Genomic DNA, 19707 nt, shown 5'->3' on the forward strand with positions numbered 1-19707 from the left:
GAAACGGACCCAACTATGTTTCTACCCCAAGAGATCATCCGCAAAAAGCGTGACGGCGGCGCCTTGACGGCCGAGGAGATCGGCTTCTTCGTGCGCGGGATCACCGACAACAGCGTCACCGAAGGCCAGATCGCCGCGCTGGCCATGGCGGTGTACTTCAACGACATGAACATGGACGAGCGTGTGGCCTTTACGCTGGCGATGCGCGATTCCGGCCAGGTGATGGAGTGGAAGTCGCTGAACCTGCCGGGTCCGGTGCTGGACAAGCACTCCACCGGCGGCGTGGGCGACGTGGTCTCGCTGATGCTCGGGCCGATGATCGCGGCCTGCGGCGGCTTCGTGCCCATGATCTCGGGCCGCGGCCTGGGCCACACCGGCGGCACGCTCGACAAGTTCGATTCGATCCCCGGCTACTGCACCGTGCCCGAGCCGGAGCTGTTCCGCAAGGTCGTGCGCGAGGTGGGCGTGGCGATCATCGGCCAGACCGCGCAACTGGCCCCAAGCGACAAGCGCTTCTACAGCATCCGCGACACCACCGCGACCGTTGAATCGATCGCCATGATCACCGGCTCCATCCTGTCAAAGAAGCTGTCGGCGGGGCTGGACGCGCTCGTCATGGACGTGAAGGTGGGCAGCGGCGCCTTCATGCCGACCTATGAGAAATCGGTGGCGCTGGCCGAGAGCATCGTCAGCGTCGGCAACGGCGCGGGCACGCGCACTTCGGCTGTGCTGACCGGGATGAATGAGTCGCTGTGCCCCGTGGCCGGCAATGCGCTGGAAGTGCGGCTGGCGCTGGACTACCTGACCGGCGTCTCGCGGCCGGCGCGACTGCACGAGGTGACCATGGCGCTGTGCGCCGAGATGCTGGTCCTGTCAAGCATCTGCAAGGACCACGGCGCGGCAAACGCGAAACTGCAAGCGGCCCTGGATTCGGGCGCGGCGGCCGAGCGTTTTGCACGCATGGTCGCGGCGCTGGGCGGCCCGGCCGACCTGATGGAGCGCCCCGACGCCTACCTCGACAAGGCGCCGGTGGTGGTGCCGGTGCCGGCGCTGGAATCGGGTTTTGCGGCAGCCACCAACTGCCGCGAGCTGGGCCTGGCCGTGGTCAGCCTTGGCGGTGGGCGTACCCGCCCGCAGGACCCGATCGACTTTGCGGTCGGCCTTACCGACCTTGTGGAACTGGGCCAGAAGGTGGAGGCCGGCCAGCCGCTGGCCTTCGTCCACGCGCGCACCGAACAGGCGGCGCAGCAGGCGGTGCGCCAGGTGCAGGGCGCGTATCGCATCGCGGCTCAACAGCCGGCTGCGGAGCCGATGATTTACCGGACGATTCGTCGATAAAAAGGCACACCACATGAAATACGAAAAACTGATCGACGAGGCACGCGCGGCGCGCGAACTGGCCTATGTCCCGTACTCGAAATTCAAGGTGGGCGCTGCGCTGGAGTGCAAGGACGGCCGGGTCTTCCGCGGTTGTAACGTCGAGAATGCATCCTACGGCTTGTGCAACTGCGCCGAGCGCACCGCTTTCTTCAGCGCGATCGCGCACGGCTACCAGCCGGGTGACTTCACCGCCCTTGCCGTAATCGGCGATACCGACGGTCCGATCGCACCATGCGGCGCCTGCCGCCAGGTGACGCTGGAGCTGGGTGGGAACGATCTGCCCGTGGTGCTCACCAACCTCAAGGGCGAAGTGATGGAGACCACCGCCGCAGGGCAGTTGCCGAATGCATTTGGCGGGTGGGACCTGCAGAAGTAGCAGCTTGGTGTGGCGGAAGGGGCAGTGCAAATCGAATTTTGCGCCAGATCACGCAAATAATCATTGCCCAAAAACAAGGGATTGATTATCTTAAACATGCATTTTGTATGGCGGATATGTTGGTCACGTCCGCTACCCCCTTCCGAACCGCAACCACATGCTCACGTCCTTCCTCGATCGCTTGCTGCTTTGGCAAAAATTTGCTGTCCTGAGTGCCGTTGGAATCATCCTGGCGCTCATTCCATCGACACTTTATTTGCGCGGTTCCGCGCAGATGATCGACGCGTTCGCGATGGAGTCGAGCGCGCGGCAACCGCTTGCCACGGTGCTCAGGGCGGTGCAGGCCACCCAGCAGCATCGCGGGCTGGCCGCACTGGTGCTGGGCGGCGTCCCGGAGGCCACGCGCCAGCGTGAGGAAAAGCAACGCCAGATCGACCAGCTTTACCTGGCGCTGGATGGCCAGGTCCGCGAAATCAACGATGCGGCGATCACGGTCGCGTGGACGGCAGCGCGCAAGGATTGGGACAGCCTGCGCGAGCGCCTTGCAGCCAGGTCGATCTCTGTGCCCGACAGCTTCGCGGCGCATACCGCGCTCATTTCCAAGCTGCTCACGGCGGAGGACGAGATTGCCGACCATTTCGGCCTGAACCTGGATCCCGACCTGGATACTTACCAGCTGGTGCAGACCGCTTACTACAATCTGCCCTATTTGTCGGAGGAGCTTGGCAAGATGCGCGCCAAGGGTGCCGGCCTGCTGGCCGCCAGGTCAGCCAGCGCAGAGGAGCGGCTGGCCTTGTCGTCGATCGTCGCCCGCGCCAGCGACCGGCTGAACCAGACGATACGCGAGTTTGACAAGTCGGCCCACGCCAACCCGGCCATCAAGGAAAAGCTGGTGGGTCCGCTGCAGGACCTGTCTGCGCGCGCCAACGAGGCCATGCAACTGGCGACCGGGCAAATCGTCAAGCCCGAAACGCTGGCGTACTCCGGACAGGACTACGTGCGGCAGGTGACCGCTGCCATCGATGTCCAGTACGCGTTCACCGACGCCGCCATCGCCCAGTTCGACCAGCTTCTCGGCCAGAAGATCGATTCCCGGAAGCGGCAGGCCGTGCTGATGCTGGTCGCGCTCGCGGCCATGGTGGCGCTGGGCGGCGCACTGATGTTCCTGATTGCGCGCTCGGTGACCCGGCCGCTTGGCAACGCGGTGGAGATCGCCGAACGTGTCGCCTCGGGCGACCTCACGACCCAATTCGACGTCAAGGGGCGCAATGAGACGGCGCGCCTGCTGCACGCGCTGGCAAAGATGAACGGCAACCTCCGGCGCATGGTGGGGGAAGTGCGCCATAGCGTCGATACCATCGGCGCCGCAACGAGTGATATCGCTGGCGGCAACGCCAACCTGGCGGCGCGCACCGAAGCGCAGGCAGCCAGCCTGGAACAAACGGCCAGCGCGATGGAAGAAATGACCGCCACGGTCGCGCAGAACGCCGATAGCGCCCAGCGGGCCAACGCGCTCGCCGCGGATGCATCGGACATCGCGCTCAAAGGCGGGCAGGTGGTGACGGACGTGGTGCAGACGATGGGAGCGATCCACGACAGCGCGAGCCGGGTGGCCGACATCATCGGCGTCATCGATGGGATCGCGTTCCAGACCAATATCCTGGCGCTCAACGCTGCCGTCGAGGCGGCGCGCGCGGGCGAACAGGGGCGCGGATTCGCGGTGGTTGCCGCCGAGGTGCGCACGCTCGCCCAGCGCAGCGCGGGCGCCGCCAAAGAGATCAAGCAACTCATCGACGAAAGCGTGGGGCGGGTCGAAACGGGTAACCGCCTCGTCGAACAAGCCGGCGCCCTGATGCAGGACGTTGTCGCCAGCATTGGCCAGGTGTCCGCTGTCGTGGGCGAGATCGTGACGGCATCCGGCGAGCAATCGGCCGGTATCCACCAGATCAACGACACGCTCACCCACCTGGACGAAGCGACCCAGCAAAACGCCACCCTCGTGGAGGAAGCGGCGGCCGCGGCGGCCAGCCTCAATGAGCAGGCCCAGTCGCTGGTGCGCTCGATGGGTGTGTTCACGCTCTCCGCGCGGAACGTTGCGGCAGGCGGTTCCGCATCGGCGCCGCGGCTGCGGCCGGCGCTGCGAGCTGCCTGAACCTCGGTTGACGCAACGTTCGCCGTGCCGCGCCTCAGTGGCGCCGCTTGACGGGCGTGCGCTCCGTGCGCGCCGGGTACTTGAGCAGCATCTCGGGGCTGCGTACCGGCCTGCGCACCAGCTCGCCGCCGCAGTTGGGGCAGGTATGCTTGAGCACACCTTCCACGCAATCGCGGCAGAAGGTGCACTCGAAGGTGCAGATGAATGCGTCGCGCGAATCGGGGGCGATGTCGCGGTCGCAGCACTCGCAGTTGGGGCGCAGGTCGAGCATGGCTTGTCACGGTCAGTGGATGAGCCGCCGATCATACCCGAGCGAGCGCGCCCTTGCTGCGCGCCCGTCTAGGCGGGCACCACCATGTTCGCGTCGCGCGACAGCCGCCACTTGCCGTCTGCGCCGCGCCGCATGATCGACAGCGTATGGCCTGCGCGCAGCATCGGCAATCCGTCGTGCTTGGCCCTGACCGTGATTCTCAGCCGCGTGCGGCAGTACGCCACGTCGCCAAAAACCGCGATTTCGTCGATGTCGCTGCTCGACTCGACCGCATGCTTGCCCACCACGGCACGCAACGCGTCGGCAAACGCCTCGCGCCCGACCATCGGCGGCTGGCCTGGCACCAAAAAGACCACGTCAGGCTCCATCAGCCCAAGCACGGTGTCGATGTCGCCTTCGCGCGTGGCGCGCAGCCAGGTTTCGATGAGGTTGCGGATTTCCTGCTCGTCCTTGTTCATGCGTTCTCCGTTGTTCTCAAGTCGATAGACAATCCTACCGCAAGTGCGCGAACGCGGCCTTGAATTACATCTGCTGGAACAGGTGGGCGTGATTGCGGCTCACTTCCAGCTCGCCGGGATAGTTGCGCACCTTGAGCATCTGGCGCCCGCGCAGGTCGCGCGAGACCGACGCGATGGCATCGACCCGCACCAGCGTGGAGCGGTGGATGCGCCAGAATTCGTCGGGGTCGAGCTCGTCCGCCAGTTCCTTGAGCGTCTTGCGGATCAACAGCTCGGCGGTGGCGGTCTGCACCCGGGTGTACTTTTCGTCCGACTGAAAGAACAGCACTTCCTTGGTGCTGACCATGCGCAGGCTGCCGCCCACCTGGGCCTGGATCCAGCGCAGGTAATTTGGCCTGGAACTGCCGCCGTCCTTGAGCGCGGCAGTGAGCTGGGCCAGCTGGGCGCCGATGTCCTGTGGCGCCTTGGCCAGGCGTTGCTGCAGGCGTTCGCAGGTGCGGGCCAGGCGCTCGGGCGAGGCCGGCTTGAGCAGGTAGTCCATCGCGCCTTGCTCGAAGGCGGTCACCGCATACTGGTCGTAGGCGGTGACGAACACGATGTGGCAGCTGCTGTACAGCTCTCGCGCGGCCTCGATGCCGCCCATGCCGGGCATGCGGATATCGAGAAAGGCGATGTCCGGCTTGTGCTGCTTTGCCAGCGCCACCGCGTCCACGCCGTTGGCCGCCTCGGCCACGATCTCAAGATCGGGCCACACGGCCGCCAGGCGCGTGCGCAGTTGGGTGCGCATCGGTTCCTCGTCGTCGGCGATCAGCGCGGTGGCCCGGCGGCCGGTTGGCGTTGTCATGCGTCCTCCATCATCTTGTAGGGTATGCGCACCGAGGCGCACGCGCCGCCGGCGGGCGGCATGGTGATTACGAGCTCGGCCTGGCTGCCGTACAGCAGCTGCAGGCGCTCGCGAATGTTGGTCAGGCCCACGCCGTCGTCGGCGTGCAGGTCGATGCCCACGCCATCGTCGCACACGTCCACGTGCAGCGTCGCGCCTTCCACATGGGCCTGGATGACGACGGTGCCGCCTTCGATCTTCGGCTCCAGGCCGTGCTTGATCGAGTTCTCGATCAGCGTCTGCAGCATCATCGGCGGGAACGGCGCGCTGTCGAGGAACGAGGGCACTTCCACCCGCACCGCCAGGCGCTCCTTCATCCGCGCCTGCATGATGGCCAGGTAGGCGCGCGACAGCTCGACCTGCTTGCCCAGCGTGCTCTTGCCGCCGGCGCGCATCTGCGGCAGGGTCGAGCGCAGGTAGTCGATCAGGTGCTGGTGCACGCGGGCCGCCTCGGGCGGGTCGGTCTCGATCAGCTGCCCGATCAGGGCCAGCGTGTTGAACAGGAAGTGCGGCTCGATCTGCGCCTGCAGCGCAGCCATCTGCGCTTCGGTCAGGCGCCGTTCAAGGTTGGCGACGTCGGCCTTGACCGTCGCTTCGCGGGCCATCAGTTCGGCGCGGCGCTTGCCGCCGGCGAGCACCTTGACGCCGAACGAGATCATCAAGTACCAGACCGCCGGTTCCGGAGTGTGCAGCATCCCGAGGGCCATGAAGGCAAGGAACCAAGTGATGACGAGCTGCCGCCATTCGACCACGGCGACCCAGTCGAAGAACAGCCACCACAGCTTCTTCGCTTCCTCCACCGCGGCGCGCACGAAATCGAGCAGATGATTGAACTGGCTGGCTTGCACGTCAGTTCCTCCGGCGGCGCTGCTTGTCCACCACGATGACGGTGACCACCAGTTTGATCGCGAGGAACACGACGAACAGGAACAGCGCCAGCGGCACCAGGGTCAGCGCGAAGGCGAACAGGAAGGCGCAGGCCAACAGCGCCGGCCAGGGCAGGGCGGCAATCTGCTTGGCCGCGCGTGCAAACGCGGCCAGCAGCATCAGGCAGGCGTCACGCAGGTCGTCGAGCAGGGTTGAAAAATTTGCAGGTTTCACGGCAGTTCCATGCTTCAGTGGAGATGGTGCCACTTTAGGCCAGCGGCGCCGCTGCCGCCATCGTGATCCGATGAATTGCGCATATCCGGGTTCAGCCGGTATCAGGAACCGACGAATGGCAGCGCGTCCCAATACCGGCGCAGCAGGCCGTAGTACAGCGTGTCGGCCGGTTCGCCCTGCACGATCCAGCGTTCGGGCAGAAAACCCTCCTTGCGAAAGCCCAGACGTTCCAGAACGCGTGCCGAGGCCAGGTTGCGCGGGTCGATGTCCGCTTCGACGCGGTTCAGGTCGAGCACGCGAAAGCCGTAGTCGAGCACGGCTTTGGCCGCCTCGGCCGCGTAGCCTTTGTTCCAGTGTTCGCGACCGAATGCATAGCCGATTTCGCAACGCCGGCTCTGGTCCACGAACCGGTGCAGCGACACGGTGCCGATCAGCCCGGGCTGGTCGGCCAGTTCCACCGCAAAGCGCACGGCGCTGCCGTCGCGGTAGGCGGCAAGCTCGCGGCCGATCGCGTCGACGGCCTGCTGCATGTCGGTCCACGGGCCGCTGCTCCAGAAGCGCGTGACTTCGGGATCGGAGAAGACGGCGAAATGGGCGGGTGCATCGGCTTCAATCATCCAGCGCAGCCGCAGGCGGGCGGTGGAAAGAACGGTGGGTGTCAGGTTGGGCATTGTCTTGTTTCGGTTCAGGCCACGGCGATCGCGCGTGTGACCATGTGGGTGATCAGTTCTTCGGCGCGCTCGAAATCCTCGTGCGCCAGTTCGCCGCGGCCGAGCACCAGCGACATCTGCGCGGCGAAGTCGGCGTAGGACTGGGTCATGGCCCAGATCGAAAACAGCAGGTGGGTGGCGTCCACCGGTGCGATGCGCCCTTGTGCGATCCAGCGCTCGAACACGTCGATATCGCGCCGCACCAGCGGCACCACGCGCTGTCGGATCTGCTCGCCGTACAGCTTGGCCCCGCCGATCACCTCCATCGCGTACACGCGCGAGGCGCCCGGCTGCTCGCGCGAGAAGCGCAGCTTGGCCTTGACGTAGGCGCGCAGCACGTCGGCCGGCTCGCCATCCGGGTCGGCCAGGCTCTCCATGCGCGCCAGCCAGTCGTCCAGCACGTCGTCCAGCACGCGCTGGTAGAGCGCTTGCTTGGTCGGGAAGTAGTACATCAGGTTTTGCTTGGACAGCCCCGCCGCTTCGGCGATGGCGGCCACCGCCGCGCCTTCGTAACCGCATTCGGCGAAGATCCTGACCGCGGCGGCCACGATGCTCGCCTCCACCCGGTCGCGCCCCGCGTGCCGCCGCCTGCCGCCTTCAATGGGTTCCATCAGCTAGTCCTCTCAATCGATCGAATGCAGGAAGCGCAGCAGCCCCGGATCGGCTGCATACGCGACGTTGAAGCGGAACCAGACCGAATCGGGCTGGCCAAGCGTGAAGAATTCGCCGGGCGCGAGCTGGATGCCGGCCTTGAGCGCCTGCGCGGCGATGCTGCGGCCGTTGCGCTGCGCATCCGGTTCACCGGCCAGGCGGGCGCTGACGAACATGCCACCGCGCGGCGTGGCCACCGGCGCAAGACCAGCCTCGCGCAGCGCGTCCAACGCCTGCTGGCGCGCGCCGTCGAGCTGCTGCACCAGCCGCGCCACCGTGCGGCGGTAGGCGCGTGCCGACACCGCGTCGCACACCACGCGCTCGTTGATTTCGGACGTGGTGAGCCCGGCCAGCATCTTCACGCGCAGCAGTTCGGGCACCAGCGAACGCGAGGCGCAGATCGAGCCCACGCGCAGGAGCGGCGACAGCGTCTTGGAAAAGCTGCCGACGCGGATCACGCGGCGCAGTCCGTCCATCGCTGCCAGCGAGGCTTCGCCGGGGGCGGCCAGCTCGCGGTAGATGTCGTCTTCCACCAGCCAGAAATCGAACTGCTCGGCCAGCGCGAGCAGGCGGTGCGCCTGTGCCTGCGTGAGCGAGGTGCCAAGCGGGTTTTGCAGCACCGTGTTCACGAACATGAGCTTGGGTTGGGTGGCCGCGGCCTGGCGCGCCAGCACGTCGAAGTCCAGGCCCGCGTCCCCGCGCGGGATGCCGACCGCAATGCAGCCGTGGTGGCGCACCAGCGCGTGCAGGTTGCTGTAGCCGGGCTCCTCGACCAGCACCGTGTCGCCGGGACGGGTGAGGGTGCGCAGCACCAGGTCGAACGCGTGCGTGCCGCCATGGGTGAGCAGGACCTGGTCGGGCCCGAGCGCGAACAGCTCGGCCGAAAGGGTGCTGGCAATCTGCTGGCGCAGCGCGGGCAGGCCGAGCGGGTGGCCGTAGCCGCGCAGGCGTCCGGCCGGGATCTTCATCGCGTGGCGCACCGCGTCGATCAGCGTCGATTCGCCATACCATTCCGGCGGCAGCCAGCCGGCGCCTACCGGCAGCAGGTCGGACTGGCCGGAGTACAGTTCGGGAGCGAGCGCATCGACCACGCTGGCGGCAGGCTCGATCGGCTGCTGGCTGGGCGTGGCGGCTGGACGTGCGACGAAAAAACCGGAGCCGCGGCGCGAGGTGAGCAGGCCCAGGTGCAGCAGGCGGTCGTACGATTCGACCACCGTGAAGGTGCTCACCCCGTTACTTTTTGCGAATTGTCGAACCGATGGCATCTTTGTGCCAACCCGCAGCGCGCGCTGGTTTACCATCTGCGAGATGGCTGCCACGATCTGCTCGACCAGGCTGCCGCGCTTGCTGCGATCGATCGCCAGCACCGGCCACGCCGACACGCTCTTGTCGCATGGAAGTTCCCCAGTCGATGCCGATTCATCCATCCGCCGCTCCGCTGCCTGTGCCCGCAACTGTACAGTTTGTGTTACCAATACGGTTGGGCGCTTTTGCCGGTTGTGTATCTGTGCCGCCATTGTACTGCTGATTATTATTACATTAACGTTTTGCCGAATGGACAAAAATTAGGCGAAACTAACATGGGAGACGCCGCATGAACGAATCCAGACCCGAGTCGATGTCGTCGTTTTGGATGCCCTTTACCAATAACCGCGACTTCAAGCAAAACCCGCGGCTGCTGGTGTCGGCAGAAGGGATGTACTACAAGGACGTGGACGGCAATCAGGTGCTCGACGGCACCGCCGGCCTGTGGTGCGTGCCCTGCGGCCACGCCCAGCCAAAAATCGTGGCGGCGGTGCGCGAGATGGTCGGCCAGCTCGACTTCGCGCCGACCTTCCAGATGGGGCACCCGGCCGCGTTCGACCTGGCGGACCGGCTGATGGAGTACACCGGCCACAAATTCGGCCACGTCTTCTACACCAACTCCGGTTCCGAGTCGGTCGATACCGCGCTCAAGATCGCGCTGGCCTACCACAAGGCGCGCGGCGAGGGCGGGCGCACGCGGCTGATCGGGCGCGAGCGCGGCTACCACGGCGTCGGCTTCGGCGGCCTGTCGGTCGGCGGCATCGGCTCCAACCGCAAGAGCTTCGGCCCGCTGCTGCCGGGCGTGGACCACCTGCCGCACACGCACAACCTGGCCAGGAACGCGTTCTCGCGTGGCGAGCCGGAGTTCGGCGCGGAGCTGGCGGACGAGCTGGAGCGCATCGTCGCGCTGCACGACGCCTCGACCATCGCCGCCGTCATCATCGAGCCGGTGTCCGGTTCCACCGGCGTGCTGGTGCCGCCCAAGGGTTATCTCAAGCGCATGCGCGAGATCTGCGACAAATACGGCATCCTGCTCATTTTCGACGAAGTCATCACCGGCTTCGGGCGCCTGACCACGCCATTCGCGGCCGACTATTTCGGGGTCGAGCCGGACATGATCACCACCGCCAAGGGGCTGACCAACGGCACCATCCCGATGGGTGCGGTGTTCACCAAGCAGTTTCTGCACGACGCGTTCATGGAAGCGCCACCCGGCATCGAGCTGTTCCACGGTTACACCTACTCGGGCCATCCGGTTGCGTGTGCCGCGTCGCTCGCCACGCTGGAAGTGTTCAAGGAGCAGAAGATTCTCGAGCACGCCAAGAGCATGCAGCCGTACTGGGAGGACGCGGTGCACGCGCTGCGCGGCCTGCCGCATGTGATCGACATCCGTTCGGTCGGCATCGTGGCCGGCATCGAGCTCGAGCCGATTGCGGGCAAGCCGGGCGCGCGGGCCTACAATGCGTTCAAGAAGGCGTTCGCGGACGGTATCCTGATCCGCGTGACGGGCGACATCATCGCGCTGTCGCCGCCGCTGGTGCTGGAAAAGCAGCACATCGACGAATTGTTCGGCAAGCTCACCAACGTACTCAAGAACCTGGACTAAGAAAGCGTCACATGATCGAACTGGATACCACCATCACGCATTACATCAACGGGCGCGCGGTCGACACCACCGGCGGCCGCTATGCCGAGGTCTTCAATCCCGCCGTGGGCGAACCCTGCGCGCGCGTGGCGCTGGCCACGACCGCCGAAGTGGATGCGGCCGTCGCTGCCGCCGCCGCTGCCTTCCCGGCATGGGCCGCCACGCCGCCGCTGGCACGTGCCCGCGTGCTCTTCAAGTACCTGCAGCTGTGCCAGCAGCATGTGGACGAATTCGCGGCCATGGTCACGCGCGAGCACGGAAAGACCTTCAGCGACGCGCAGGGCGAAGTGGCGCGCGGCATCGAGGTGGTCGAATTCGCGGTCGGCATTCCGCAGCTGCTCAAGGGCGAGTTCACCGACCAGATCGCGCGCGGCATCGATGCCTGGTCGATGCGTCAGCCGCTTGGCGTCGTCGCCGGCATCACGCCCTTCAACTTCCCGGTGATGGTGCCGATGTGGATGTTCCCGGTGGCCCTCGCTTGCGGGAACACCTTCGTGCTCAAGCCCTCCGAGCGCGACCCGTCGGCTTCGCTGCTGCATGCGAAGCTCCTGAAGGAAGCAGGGCTGCCCGACGGCGTCTTCAACGTGGTCCAGGGCGACAAGGTGGCGGTGGACGCGCTGCTCGACCACCCGGACGTGGAGGCGGTGAGCTTTGTCGGCTCGACCCCGATCGCGCAGTACATCTACGCGCGCGGCAGCGCGGGCGGCAAGCGCGTGCAGGCGCTGGGCGGCGCCAAGAATCACATGGTGGTGATGCCCGATGCCGACATGGACATGGCGGTGGACGCGCTGATCGGCGCGGCCTACGGCTCGGCGGGCGAGCGCTGCATGGCCATTTCGGTGGCCGTGGCCATCGGCGACGCCGGCGATAAACTGGTGGACGCGCTGGCCAAGCGCACCGCCGCGCTCAAGATCAACGACGGTATGGAACAGGGCGCCGAGATGGGGCCGGTGGTCACCGCCGCGGCCAAGCAGCGCATCGAACGGCTGATCGGCGAGGGCGTGGAGCAGGGGGCCAAACTCGTGGTGGACGGCCGCGGCTACAAGGTGGCGGGCCGCGAGAACGGGTTCTTTGTCGGCGGCACGCTGTTCGACCATGTGACGCCGCAGATGAGCATCTACAAGGAAGAGATCTTTGGCCCGGTGCTGTGCGTGGTGCGCATGCCGGATGTGGGCAGCGCGCTGGAACTCATCAACGCGAACGAGTACGGCAACGGGGTGGCGGTGTTCACCCGCGACGGCGGCGTGGCGCGCGAGTTCGTGCGCCAGGTACAGGTGGGCATGGTGGGCGTGAACGTGCCGCTGCCGGTGCCGATGGCATTCAACAGCTTTGGCGGCTGGAAGAAGAGCCTGTTCGGCGACCACCATGCCTACGGGCCGGAAGGCGTGCGCTTCTACACCCGCCACAAGGCGGTGATGCAGCGCTGGCCGAACACCGCGAGCAGCGGGGTGGAGTTCGCGTTCCCGCAGATGAAGTGATCGGTTGGCGCTGCGAACAGGCCCGCAGCGTATCTGTTCGAAATCGTTAGCTTCAGCACGTCGTCCCCGCGCAGGCGGGGACCCATGCTGAGCGTGCATTCACGCGGTCTATGGGTCCCCGCCTGCGCGGGGACGACGGTTTTACTGTTGGAGTAGTTAAAGCACCAGAAGCAAACCGCAGTTGGCAGCAGCACCGATAACGCATAACCGAAGGGATGCACATGATCGAGTCTCTCCAGCACCTGCCCCCGGCAGCCGATTCGCACGCCGCCCTGGCCAGCCAGTTCACCGACCTGGCGCCGCCGCTCAGCGCCCGCCAGGCCGCCATCGAAGCTGCGCGCTGCCTGTACTGCTACGACGCGCCGTGCATGAACGCCTGCCCGACCGGCATCGACGTGGCCAGCTTCATCCGCAACATCCACGACCAGAACGTCAACGGCGCCGCCTACGGCATCCTCAAGCAGAACATCCTGGGCGGCAGCTGCGCGCGCGTGTGCCCGACCGAGATCCTGTGCGAGCAGGCGTGCGTGCGCAACCACGACGCCGAAGCGCAGCCGGTCAGAATCGGCCTGCTGCAGCGCTACGCGCTCGATCATGCGCACTTCGACGGCCACCCGTTCCAGCGCGCCCCATCCACCGGCAAGACGATCGCCGTGGTCGGCGCCGGCCCCGCCGGCCTGTCGTGCGCGCACCGGCTGGCGATGCTCGGCAACGACGTGGTGGTGTACGAGGCGCGCGAAAAGCCGGGCGGACTGAACGAATATGGCATCGCCAGGTACAAGCTCACCGACGACTTCGCCCAGCGCGAGGTCGCGTTCCTGCTGCAGGTCGGCGGCATCGCCATCGAGTACGGCCGCGTGCTCGGCTCCAACCTGCACCTGCACGACCTGCAGGCGCGTTACGACGCGGTGTTCCTTGCAACCGGCCTTGGCGCCAGCCGCAAGCTGGGCCTGACAGGTGAGGATGCGCCCGGCCTGATGGCCGCCATCGACTACATCGCCGCGCTGCGCCAGGCCACGGACCTGTCCAAGCTGCCGGTGCCGCGCCGCGCGGTGGTGATCGGCGCGGGGAACACGGCCATCGACATCGCCGTGCAGTCCAGACGGCTCGGCGCCGAGGAAGTGACGCTGGTGTACCGCCGCGGCCAGGAAGCGATGAGCGCGACCGGCCACGAAATCGATATCGCCAAGGCCAACGGCGTGGTGGTCCGCACCTGGGCTGCGCCGCTGGACATTCTGCTGGACGAATCCGGCCGCGTGCACGGCATGCGCTTCGAGCGCACCCGCATGGATGGCGAGCGCCTGGTGCGCACCGGCGAAACGTTCGAGATCGCGGCCGATGCCGTGTTCAAGGCGATCGGCCAGACCGCCGACGAGGCCACGTTTGCCGATCCGATTGCGCGCGAACTTGAACGCGAGGGCGACCGCGTCCGCGTGGACGCGAGTTTTCGCACCACGCTGCCCGGGGTGTACGCGGGCGGCGATTGCGTGGCGCCGGGCCAGGACCTGACCGTGCAGGCGGTCCAGCACGGCAAGCTGGCTGCGATTGCGATCCACAACGACATCCAAACCCAAGCGGAGGCAGCATGGCCGACCTGAGCATCGATTTCTGCGGGATCAAATCGCCCAACCCGTTCTGGCTGGCTTCCGCGCCGCCCACCGACAAGGCCTATAACGTGGTGCGCGCCTTCGAAGCCGGGTGGGGCGGCGTGGTGTGGAAGACCCTGGGCGAGGATCCGCCGGCGGTGAACGTGTCGTCGCGCTACTCGGCCATCCACGGCAAGAACCGTGAGGTCATCGGGTTCAACAACATCGAACTGATCACCGACCGCAGCCTGGAGATCAACCTGCGCGAGATCACGCAGGTGAAAAAGGACTGGCCGGACCGGGCGCTGGTCGTGTCGCTGATGCTGCCCTGCGAGGAAGCGCCTTGGGCCGCGATCCTGCCGCTGGTGGAGGCGACTGGGGCCGATGGCATCGAGCTCAATTTCGGCTGCCCGCACGGCATGCCCGAGCGCGGCATGGGCGCGGCGGTGGGGCAGGTGCCGGATTACGTGGAGATGGTGACCGCCTGGTGCAAGAAGCACACGCGCTTGCCCGTGATCGTCAAGCTCACGCCCAACATCACCGACGTGCGGCATCCGGCGCGGGCGGCGCTGCGCGGCGGTGCGGACGCTGTTTCACTCATCAACACCGTCAACTCGATCACCCACCTGGACCTGGATCGCATGGTGGCCTACCCGGTGGTGGGCAACGCCAGCACCCACGGCGGCTACTGCGGCCCGGCCGTCAAGCCGATCGCGCTGAACATGGTGGCCGAGATCGCGCGCGACCCGGCCACGCGCCGCCTGCCGATCTCCGGCATCGGCGGCATCTCGAACTGGCGCGACGCGGCCGAGTTCATCGCGCTGGGCGCGGGCTCGGTGCAGGTGTGCACGGCCGCCATGCTGCACGGCTTTCGCATCGTCGAGGAGATGAAGGATGGGCTGGCGCGCTGGATGGACGAGAAGGGCTACCGCGACATCGAGGCGTTCTCGCGCAAGGCGGTCGCCAACACCACCGACTGGAAGTACCTGGACATGAATTACCAGGTCGTCGCGCAGATCGACCAGGACAAGTGCATCAAGTGCGGCAAGTGCTATGCCGCGTGCGAGGACACTTCGCATCAGGCGATCGCGCTCCTGTCCGAGAATGGCGCGCGGCGCTTCGAGGTGATCAAGGCCGAATGCGTGGGTTGCAATCTGTGCGAGATCGCCTGCCCGGTCGAGGGATGCATCACCATGACGCCGCAGGAGACGGGCAAGCCGTACATGAACTGGACGCAGGACCCGCGCAACCCACGGGCGGAGGTAGTCGGCAAGGCGGACGCCATTTGAACGCGTGGGCAGGAGACCTGCCCACCCTACCGGCACCGCGTACGTAGGGTGGGCAGATTCTGCCCACGCGTCCAGGCAGCAGCTGTTCAGCCGCACCGTCGCAGGAGTCCCCGCGTATGGACGTTTGCGCTACACTGCCCTGCATCGTATACAAGCCTGACGGGAGGATCACTGTGACTAATGAAGTTTCGCGCAGCACGGAGCTGTGGAATGACGACCTGGCGCCCACGAGCGCCAGCCAGCGCACCTGGCGCTGGTACCACTTTGCCGCGCTCTGGGTCGGCATGGTCATGTGCATCCCGGCCTACACCCTGTCGGCGAGCCTGATCGAAAACGGCATGTCGGGCTGGCAGGCCGTGTTCACCGTGTTCCTCGCCAATGCCATCGTGCTGCTGCCGATGCTGTTGATCGGGCACGCCGGCACCAAATACGGCATTCCCTACGCGGTGCTGGCGCGTTCATCGTTCGGTACCGCCGGCGCGCGCCTGCCCGCGCTCATGCGCGCGATCGTGGCCTGCGGCTGGTACGGCATCCAGACCTGGTTCGGCGGCAGCATGATCTACACGCTGCTGGGGGTACTCAGCGGCCACGAGATCGGCGGCGCCAAGCTCGATGGCCTGGGCATCAACCTGGGCCAGCTGCTGTGCTTCCTCGCGTTCTGGGCGATCCAGTTCTACTTCATCGTGCACGGCATGGAATCGATCCGCAAGCTCGAGACCTACACCGCGCCGCTCAAGATCGCAATCTGCTTCGTGCTGCTCGGCTGGGTGTACAACAAGGCCGGCGGCTTTGGTCCGCTGCTGTCGCAGCCGTCGCAGTTCGTCGAAGGCGGCAAGAAGGCTGGCCAGTTCTGGAGCACGTTCTGGCCATCGCTCACCGCCATGGTCGGGTTCTGGGCCACGCTGGCGCTGAACATCCCTGACTTCACCCGCTTTGCCAGGAGCCAGCGCGACCAGGTGGTCGGCCAGAGCGTCGGCCTGCCGGTCCCGATGGGCCTGTTGGCGGCGCTCGCGGTGATCGTCACCTCGGCCACAGTGGTCCTGTACGGCAAGGCGCTCTGGGACCCGGTCGACGTGGCCAGCCGCATGACCGGCGCCGGCGTGCTGATCGCGCTCCTGATCCTGCTGATCGATACCGTGAGCGTGAACCTGGCCGCCAACCTGGTCGGCCCGGCCTACGACTTTTCCGCGCTCGCTCCCAAATACGTGAGCTACCGCACTGGCGGCTACATCACGGCCGGCATCGCGCTCGTGATGATGCCCTGGAAGATCCTTGAATCGACGCAGGGCTACATCTTCACCTGGCTGATCGGCTATTCGGCGCTGCTCGGGCCGATCGCCGGCATCCTGATTATCGACTACTACTTCATCCGCAAGACCGAGCTCGATGTCGAGCAGATGTACCGCGAAGACGGCATTTACGCGTACAGCGGCGGCTGGAACCTGGCGGCGGTCATTGCCTTCGTCGCCGGCGTGCTGCCCAACATTCCCGGTTTTCTCAACAACGCGTTCCCGGCGTCGTTCCCGAACGTGGGCGAGAGCTTCAGGACGATCTATACCTATGCGTGGTTCGTCGGCATGCTGATCTCGGCCATTGTCTACGGCGCCATGATGAAGGGACGCGCGCTGCCGGCGCTGCGGCCCGCCGCGCAGTCCAACCGCTAACCTCTGCCAGGAGAAGCCCATGACCGTGATCATCCGAGGCGGCACCGTCGTCAATGCCGACCGTGCCTTTCGCGCCGACGTGCTGTGCTACGGCGACAAGATCGTTGCCGTGGGCGAGAACCTGGACGCGCCGGTGCACGCCACCGTCGTCGACGCCGGCGGCCAATACGTAATGCCGGGCGGGATCGACACCCACACCCACATGCAGCTGCCGTTCATGGGCACGGTCACCGCGGACGACTTCTACACCGGCACGGCGGCGGGCCTGGCGGGCGGCACCACGACCATCATGGACTTCGTGATCCCCGACCCGAAGCAGTCGCTGCTCGAGGCTTACCACACCTGGCGCGGCTGGGCGCGCAAGGCGGCGGGCGACTACACCTTCCACGTCGCGGTCACGTGGTGGGACGAGTCGGTGCACCGCGAGATGGGCACTTTGGTGCGCGAGCACGGGGTGAACAGCTTCAAGCACTTCATGGCGTACAAGAACGCGATCATGGCCGACGACGAGACGCTGGTGAAGAGCTTCAGCCGCGCGCTCGAGCTCGGTGCGATCCCAACCGTGCATGCCGAGAACGGCGAGCTGGTGTTCCAGCTGCAGCGCGCGCTGCTGGAAAAGGGCATCCGCGGTCCGCAGGCGCACCCGCTGTCGCGCCCGCCCGAAGTGGAAGCCGAGGCAGCCAACCGCGCCATCACCATTGCCGGCGTGCTCGGCACCCCGGTGTACATCGTGCACGTCTCGTGCGCCGAGGCGCTGGACGCCATCACCCGCGCCCGCGCGGGCGGCCAGCGCGTGTATGGCGAGGCGCTGGCGGGCCATCTCGTCATCGACGACAGCGTGTACCGCTCCGACGACCTCGAATTCGCCCGCGCACACGTCATGAGCCCACCTTTCCGCGGACGTCATCACCAGGACGCGCTGTGGCATGGCCTGCAGGCCGGGAACCTGCACACCACGGCCACCGATCACTGCACCTTCTGCGCCGAGCAAAAGGCGATGGGCAAGGACGATTTCACCAAAATCCCGAACGGCTGCGGCGGCGTGGAGGAACGCATGGCCGTGGTGTGGGACGCGGGCGTGAACAGCGGCCGCCTCACCCCGTCCGAATTCGTGCGCGTCACCTCGACCAACGCGGCGCAGATCTTCAACATGTACCCGCGCAAGGGCGTGGTCGCGGTGGGAGCGGACGCCGACATTGTGGTGTGGGATCCGCAGGGCAGCCGCACGATTTCGGCGAAGACCCAGTTCAGCAAGGGCGGCTTCAACGTGTTCGAGGGCCGGGCGGTGCGCGGCATCCCCACGCACACGCTGGCGAGCGGCAAGCTGGTATTCAACAAGGGCGAGCTGTGCGCGGAAGAGGGAGCCGGCCGCTACATCGACCGCCCGGCATTTGCTCCCGCCCCTTGAACCGTCGTCCCCGCGAAGGCGGGGACCCATGCTGAGCATCCGAAGCCGCACCACAAGCGGCCCGTAATCACGACAGAAAGCGGCACACCTTGACGAGGTCAACATGAACGAACTGCGCATCAACGGCCAACGCCTGTGGAACTCCCTGATGGACCTCGCCCGCATCGGCGCGACCGAGAAGGGCGGCGTCAAGCGCCTGGCCCTGTCCGACCTGGACCGCCAGGGCCGCGACCTGGTCGTGCAATGGGGCCGCGAGGCGGGACTGTCGGTCACCGTTGACCAGATCGGCAACGTGTTCATGCGCCGCGAAGGCCGCAACCCGTCGCTGCCGCCAGTCGTCACCGGCAGCCACATCGACACCCAGCCCACCGGCGGCAAGTTCGACGGCAACTATGGCGTGCTGGCCGGGCTGGAAGTGGTGCGCACCCTGAACGACCTGAAGATCGCCACCGAGGCGCCAATCGAGGTGGCGTTCTGGACAAACGAGGAAGGCTCGCGCTTCGTTCCGGTGATGATGGGGTCCGGCGTATTCTGCGGCGCGTTCACGCTGGAGACGGCGTACGCGGCGAAGGACATCGAGGGAAAATCCGTGCGCGACGAGCTCGCGCGCATCGGCTACATGGGCGACCAGGTGCCGGGCCGGCATCCCATCGGCGCCTATTTCGAGACCCACATCGAGCAAGGGCCGGTGCTCGAAGATGCCGGCAAGGTGATCGGCGTGGTGCCCGCCGTGATGGGCCTGTCGTGGTACGACTGCGTGGTAGGCGGCATGGAAGCGCATGCCGGCCCCACGCCCATGCACCTGCGTCGCGACGCGCTGCAGGTGGCCACCACCATCATGCAGGAGGTGGTGGCCATCGCCAACCGCTACCCGCCGTATGGGCGCGGCACGGTGGGCATGGTGCAGGTCTTCCCCAACAGCCGCAACGTGATTCCCGGCCAGGTCAAGTTCAGCATCGACCTGCGCAACGTCAGCGACGAGCTGCTCAATACCATGCACGAAGAGATGCTCGCTTTTGTGGCAAAGACCCAGGCCGCAACCGGCCTGTCCGTGTCCATCGAGCGCGTCTCGTACTACCCGCCGTGCCCGTTCCACCCAGACTGCGTGAACGCGGTGCGCGCTGCAACCGCCAAACTCGGCTACCCGACCATGGACGTGGTGTCGGGCGCCGGCCACGACGCGATCTACACGGCGCGGGTGGCGCCATCCGGGATGATTTTCGTGCCGTGCAAGGACGGCATCAGCCACAACGAGATCGAGGACGCAGAGCCCGGCCATCTGGAGGCCGGCTGCAACGTGCTGTTGCACGCCATGCTCGAGCGCGCGGGCGTCGTGGCCGCCTGAAGCTG

General features: G+C 66.4%; 18 protein-coding genes. 10 read left to right on the top strand and 8 right to left on the bottom strand.

Features of this window, described 5'->3' with window-relative positions; translation table 11 throughout:
* The first annotated feature begins 15 nt into the window (after window positions 1–15).
* The 3 genes from deoA to NX773_RS23520 all read left to right on the top strand — a co-directional run bounded on the left by deoA (window position 16) and on the right by NX773_RS23520 (window position 3908).
* A complete protein-coding gene (gene deoA / locus NX773_RS08350) occupies window positions 16–1338 on the top strand; it encodes a thymidine phosphorylase (RefSeq protein ID WP_258855901.1) in 1323 nt (440 codons plus the stop codon).
* Between the two features lie 13 nt (window positions 1339–1351).
* A complete protein-coding gene (locus tag NX773_RS08355) occupies window positions 1352–1756 on the top strand; it encodes a cytidine deaminase (RefSeq protein ID WP_258855902.1) in 405 nt (134 codons plus the stop codon).
* Between the two features lie 274 nt (window positions 1757–2030).
* Window positions 2031–3908: a methyl-accepting chemotaxis protein gene (locus NX773_RS23520; protein ID WP_307728511.1), complete on the top strand. Its 1878-nt coding sequence runs from the start codon at window positions 2031–2033 to the stop codon at window positions 3906–3908.
* A gap of 34 nt (window positions 3909–3942) precedes the next feature.
* Here the strand turns inward: NX773_RS23520 and NX773_RS08370 are convergent, their stop codons facing one another.
* The 8 genes from NX773_RS08370 to NX773_RS08405 form a co-directional block, all read right to left on the bottom strand.
* On the bottom strand, window positions 3943–4179 hold the full coding sequence (locus NX773_RS08370) for a DUF1272 domain-containing protein (RefSeq protein ID WP_258855903.1): 237 nt from the start codon (window positions 4177–4179) through the stop codon (window positions 3943–3945).
* Between the two features lie 68 nt (window positions 4180–4247).
* Entirely contained in the window at window positions 4248–4637 is a 390-nt protein-coding gene (locus tag NX773_RS08375) for a YybH family protein (protein ID WP_258855904.1), read from the bottom strand.
* A gap of 64 nt (window positions 4638–4701) precedes the next feature.
* A complete protein-coding gene (locus NX773_RS08380; protein ID WP_258855905.1) occupies window positions 4702–5481 on the bottom strand; it encodes a LytR/AlgR family response regulator transcription factor in 780 nt (259 codons plus the stop codon).
* Window positions 5478–6368, bottom strand: a complete 891-nt coding sequence (locus tag NX773_RS08385; protein ID WP_258855906.1) for a sensor histidine kinase — start codon at window positions 6366–6368, stop codon at window positions 5478–5480. The genes NX773_RS08380 and NX773_RS08385 overlap by 4 nt, the downstream gene beginning before the upstream one ends.
* 1 nt (window position 6369) lies before the next feature.
* The gene (locus NX773_RS08390; RefSeq protein WP_258855907.1) at window positions 6370–6621 is read right to left on the bottom strand and encodes a hypothetical protein; all 252 of its coding nucleotides are present in this window, start codon (window positions 6619–6621) and stop codon (window positions 6370–6372) included.
* Between the two features lie 101 nt (window positions 6622–6722).
* Entirely contained in the window at window positions 6723–7292 is a 570-nt protein-coding gene (locus tag NX773_RS08395) for a GNAT family N-acetyltransferase (RefSeq protein WP_258855908.1), read from the bottom strand.
* Window positions 7293–7306: 14 nt separating this feature from the next.
* Complete coding sequence (locus NX773_RS08400) at window positions 7307–7942, bottom strand: TetR family transcriptional regulator C-terminal domain-containing protein (protein ID WP_258855909.1); 636 nt, start codon at window positions 7940–7942, stop codon at window positions 7307–7309.
* Window positions 7943–7954: 12 nt separating this feature from the next.
* Window positions 7955–9409 carry an aminotransferase-like domain-containing protein gene (locus NX773_RS08405; protein ID WP_258855910.1) on the bottom strand — a complete coding sequence of 485 codons (1455 nt, stop codon included), beginning with the start codon at window positions 9407–9409 and terminating at the stop codon, window positions 7955–7957.
* A 167-nt stretch (window positions 9410–9576) separates the two neighbouring features.
* On the opposite strand from NX773_RS08405, the gene aptA reads away from it, so the two are divergent.
* The 7 genes from aptA to NX773_RS08440 all read left to right on the top strand — a co-directional run bounded on the left by aptA (window position 9577) and on the right by NX773_RS08440 (window position 19702).
* Window positions 9577–10893 carry an omega-aminotransferase AptA gene (aptA, locus tag NX773_RS08410; RefSeq protein ID WP_258855911.1) on the top strand — a complete coding sequence of 439 codons (1317 nt, stop codon included), beginning with the start codon at window positions 9577–9579 and terminating at the stop codon, window positions 10891–10893.
* A gap of 11 nt (window positions 10894–10904) precedes the next feature.
* Window positions 10905–12410, top strand: a complete 1506-nt coding sequence (locus tag NX773_RS08415; protein ID WP_258855912.1) for a CoA-acylating methylmalonate-semialdehyde dehydrogenase — start codon at window positions 10905–10907, stop codon at window positions 12408–12410.
* Window positions 12411–12631: 221 nt separating this feature from the next.
* Window positions 12632–14008: an NAD(P)-dependent oxidoreductase gene (locus NX773_RS08420; protein ID WP_258855913.1), complete on the top strand. Its 1377-nt coding sequence runs from the start codon at window positions 12632–12634 to the stop codon at window positions 14006–14008.
* Window positions 13996–15285: an NAD-dependent dihydropyrimidine dehydrogenase subunit PreA gene (gene preA, locus NX773_RS08425; RefSeq protein WP_258855914.1), complete on the top strand. Its 1290-nt coding sequence runs from the start codon at window positions 13996–13998 to the stop codon at window positions 15283–15285. The genes NX773_RS08420 and preA overlap by 13 nt, the downstream gene beginning before the upstream one ends.
* Window positions 15286–15458: 173 nt before the next feature.
* The gene (locus NX773_RS08430) at window positions 15459–16949 is read left to right on the top strand and encodes an NCS1 family nucleobase:cation symporter-1 (protein WP_258855915.1); all 1491 of its coding nucleotides are present in this window, start codon (window positions 15459–15461) and stop codon (window positions 16947–16949) included.
* Window positions 16950–16968: 19 nt separating this feature from the next.
* Window positions 16969–18357 carry a dihydropyrimidinase gene (gene hydA, locus NX773_RS08435; protein WP_258855916.1) on the top strand — a complete coding sequence of 463 codons (1389 nt, stop codon included), beginning with the start codon at window positions 16969–16971 and terminating at the stop codon, window positions 18355–18357.
* Window positions 18358–18460: 103 nt separating this feature from the next.
* Window positions 18461–19702 (top strand): Zn-dependent hydrolase, encoded by a 1242-nt coding sequence (locus NX773_RS08440; protein WP_258855917.1) that lies wholly within the window; start codon window positions 18461–18463, stop codon window positions 19700–19702.
* The last annotated feature ends 5 nt before the right edge of the window (window positions 19703–19707 follow it).

This window comes from Massilia solisilvae, assembly GCF_024753215.1.
GTDB lineage: Bacteria > Pseudomonadota > Gammaproteobacteria > Burkholderiales > Burkholderiaceae_D > Telluria > Telluria solisilvae.

Bases quoted from the DNA above. Each gene is read 5' to 3' on its own strand.
- deoA (WP_258855901.1), top strand. From the start codon at position 16: ATGTTTCTACCCCAAGAGATCATCCGCAAAAAGCGTGACGGCGGCGCC.
- NX773_RS08355 (WP_258855902.1), top strand. From the start codon at position 1,352: ATGAAATACGAAAAACTGATCGACGAGGCACGCGCGGCGCGCGAACTG.
- NX773_RS23520 (WP_307728511.1), top strand. From the start codon at position 2,031: ATGATCGACGCGTTCGCGATGGAGTCGAGCGCGCGGCAACCGCTTGCC.
- NX773_RS08370 (WP_258855903.1), bottom strand. From the start codon at position 4,179: ATGCTCGACCTGCGCCCCAACTGCGAGTGCTGCGACCGCGACATCGCC.
- NX773_RS08375 (WP_258855904.1), bottom strand. From the start codon at position 4,637: ATGAACAAGGACGAGCAGGAAATCCGCAACCTCATCGAAACCTGGCTG.
- NX773_RS08380 (WP_258855905.1), bottom strand. From the start codon at position 5,481: ATGACAACGCCAACCGGCCGCCGGGCCACCGCGCTGATCGCCGACGAC.
- NX773_RS08395 (WP_258855908.1), bottom strand. From the start codon at position 7,292: ATGCCCAACCTGACACCCACCGTTCTTTCCACCGCCCGCCTGCGGCTG.
- NX773_RS08400 (WP_258855909.1), bottom strand. From the start codon at position 7,942: ATGGAACCCATTGAAGGCGGCAGGCGGCGGCACGCGGGGCGCGACCGG.
- NX773_RS08405 (WP_258855910.1), bottom strand. From the start codon at position 9,409: ATGGATGAATCGGCATCGACTGGGGAACTTCCATGCGACAAGAGCGTG.
- aptA (WP_258855911.1), top strand. From the start codon at position 9,577: ATGAACGAATCCAGACCCGAGTCGATGTCGTCGTTTTGGATGCCCTTT.
- NX773_RS08415 (WP_258855912.1), top strand. From the start codon at position 10,905: ATGATCGAACTGGATACCACCATCACGCATTACATCAACGGGCGCGCG.
- NX773_RS08420 (WP_258855913.1), top strand. From the start codon at position 12,632: ATGATCGAGTCTCTCCAGCACCTGCCCCCGGCAGCCGATTCGCACGCC.
- preA (WP_258855914.1), top strand. From the start codon at position 13,996: ATGGCCGACCTGAGCATCGATTTCTGCGGGATCAAATCGCCCAACCCG.
- hydA (WP_258855916.1), top strand. From the start codon at position 16,969: ATGACCGTGATCATCCGAGGCGGCACCGTCGTCAATGCCGACCGTGCC.
- NX773_RS08440 (WP_258855917.1), top strand. From the start codon at position 18,461: ATGAACGAACTGCGCATCAACGGCCAACGCCTGTGGAACTCCCTGATG.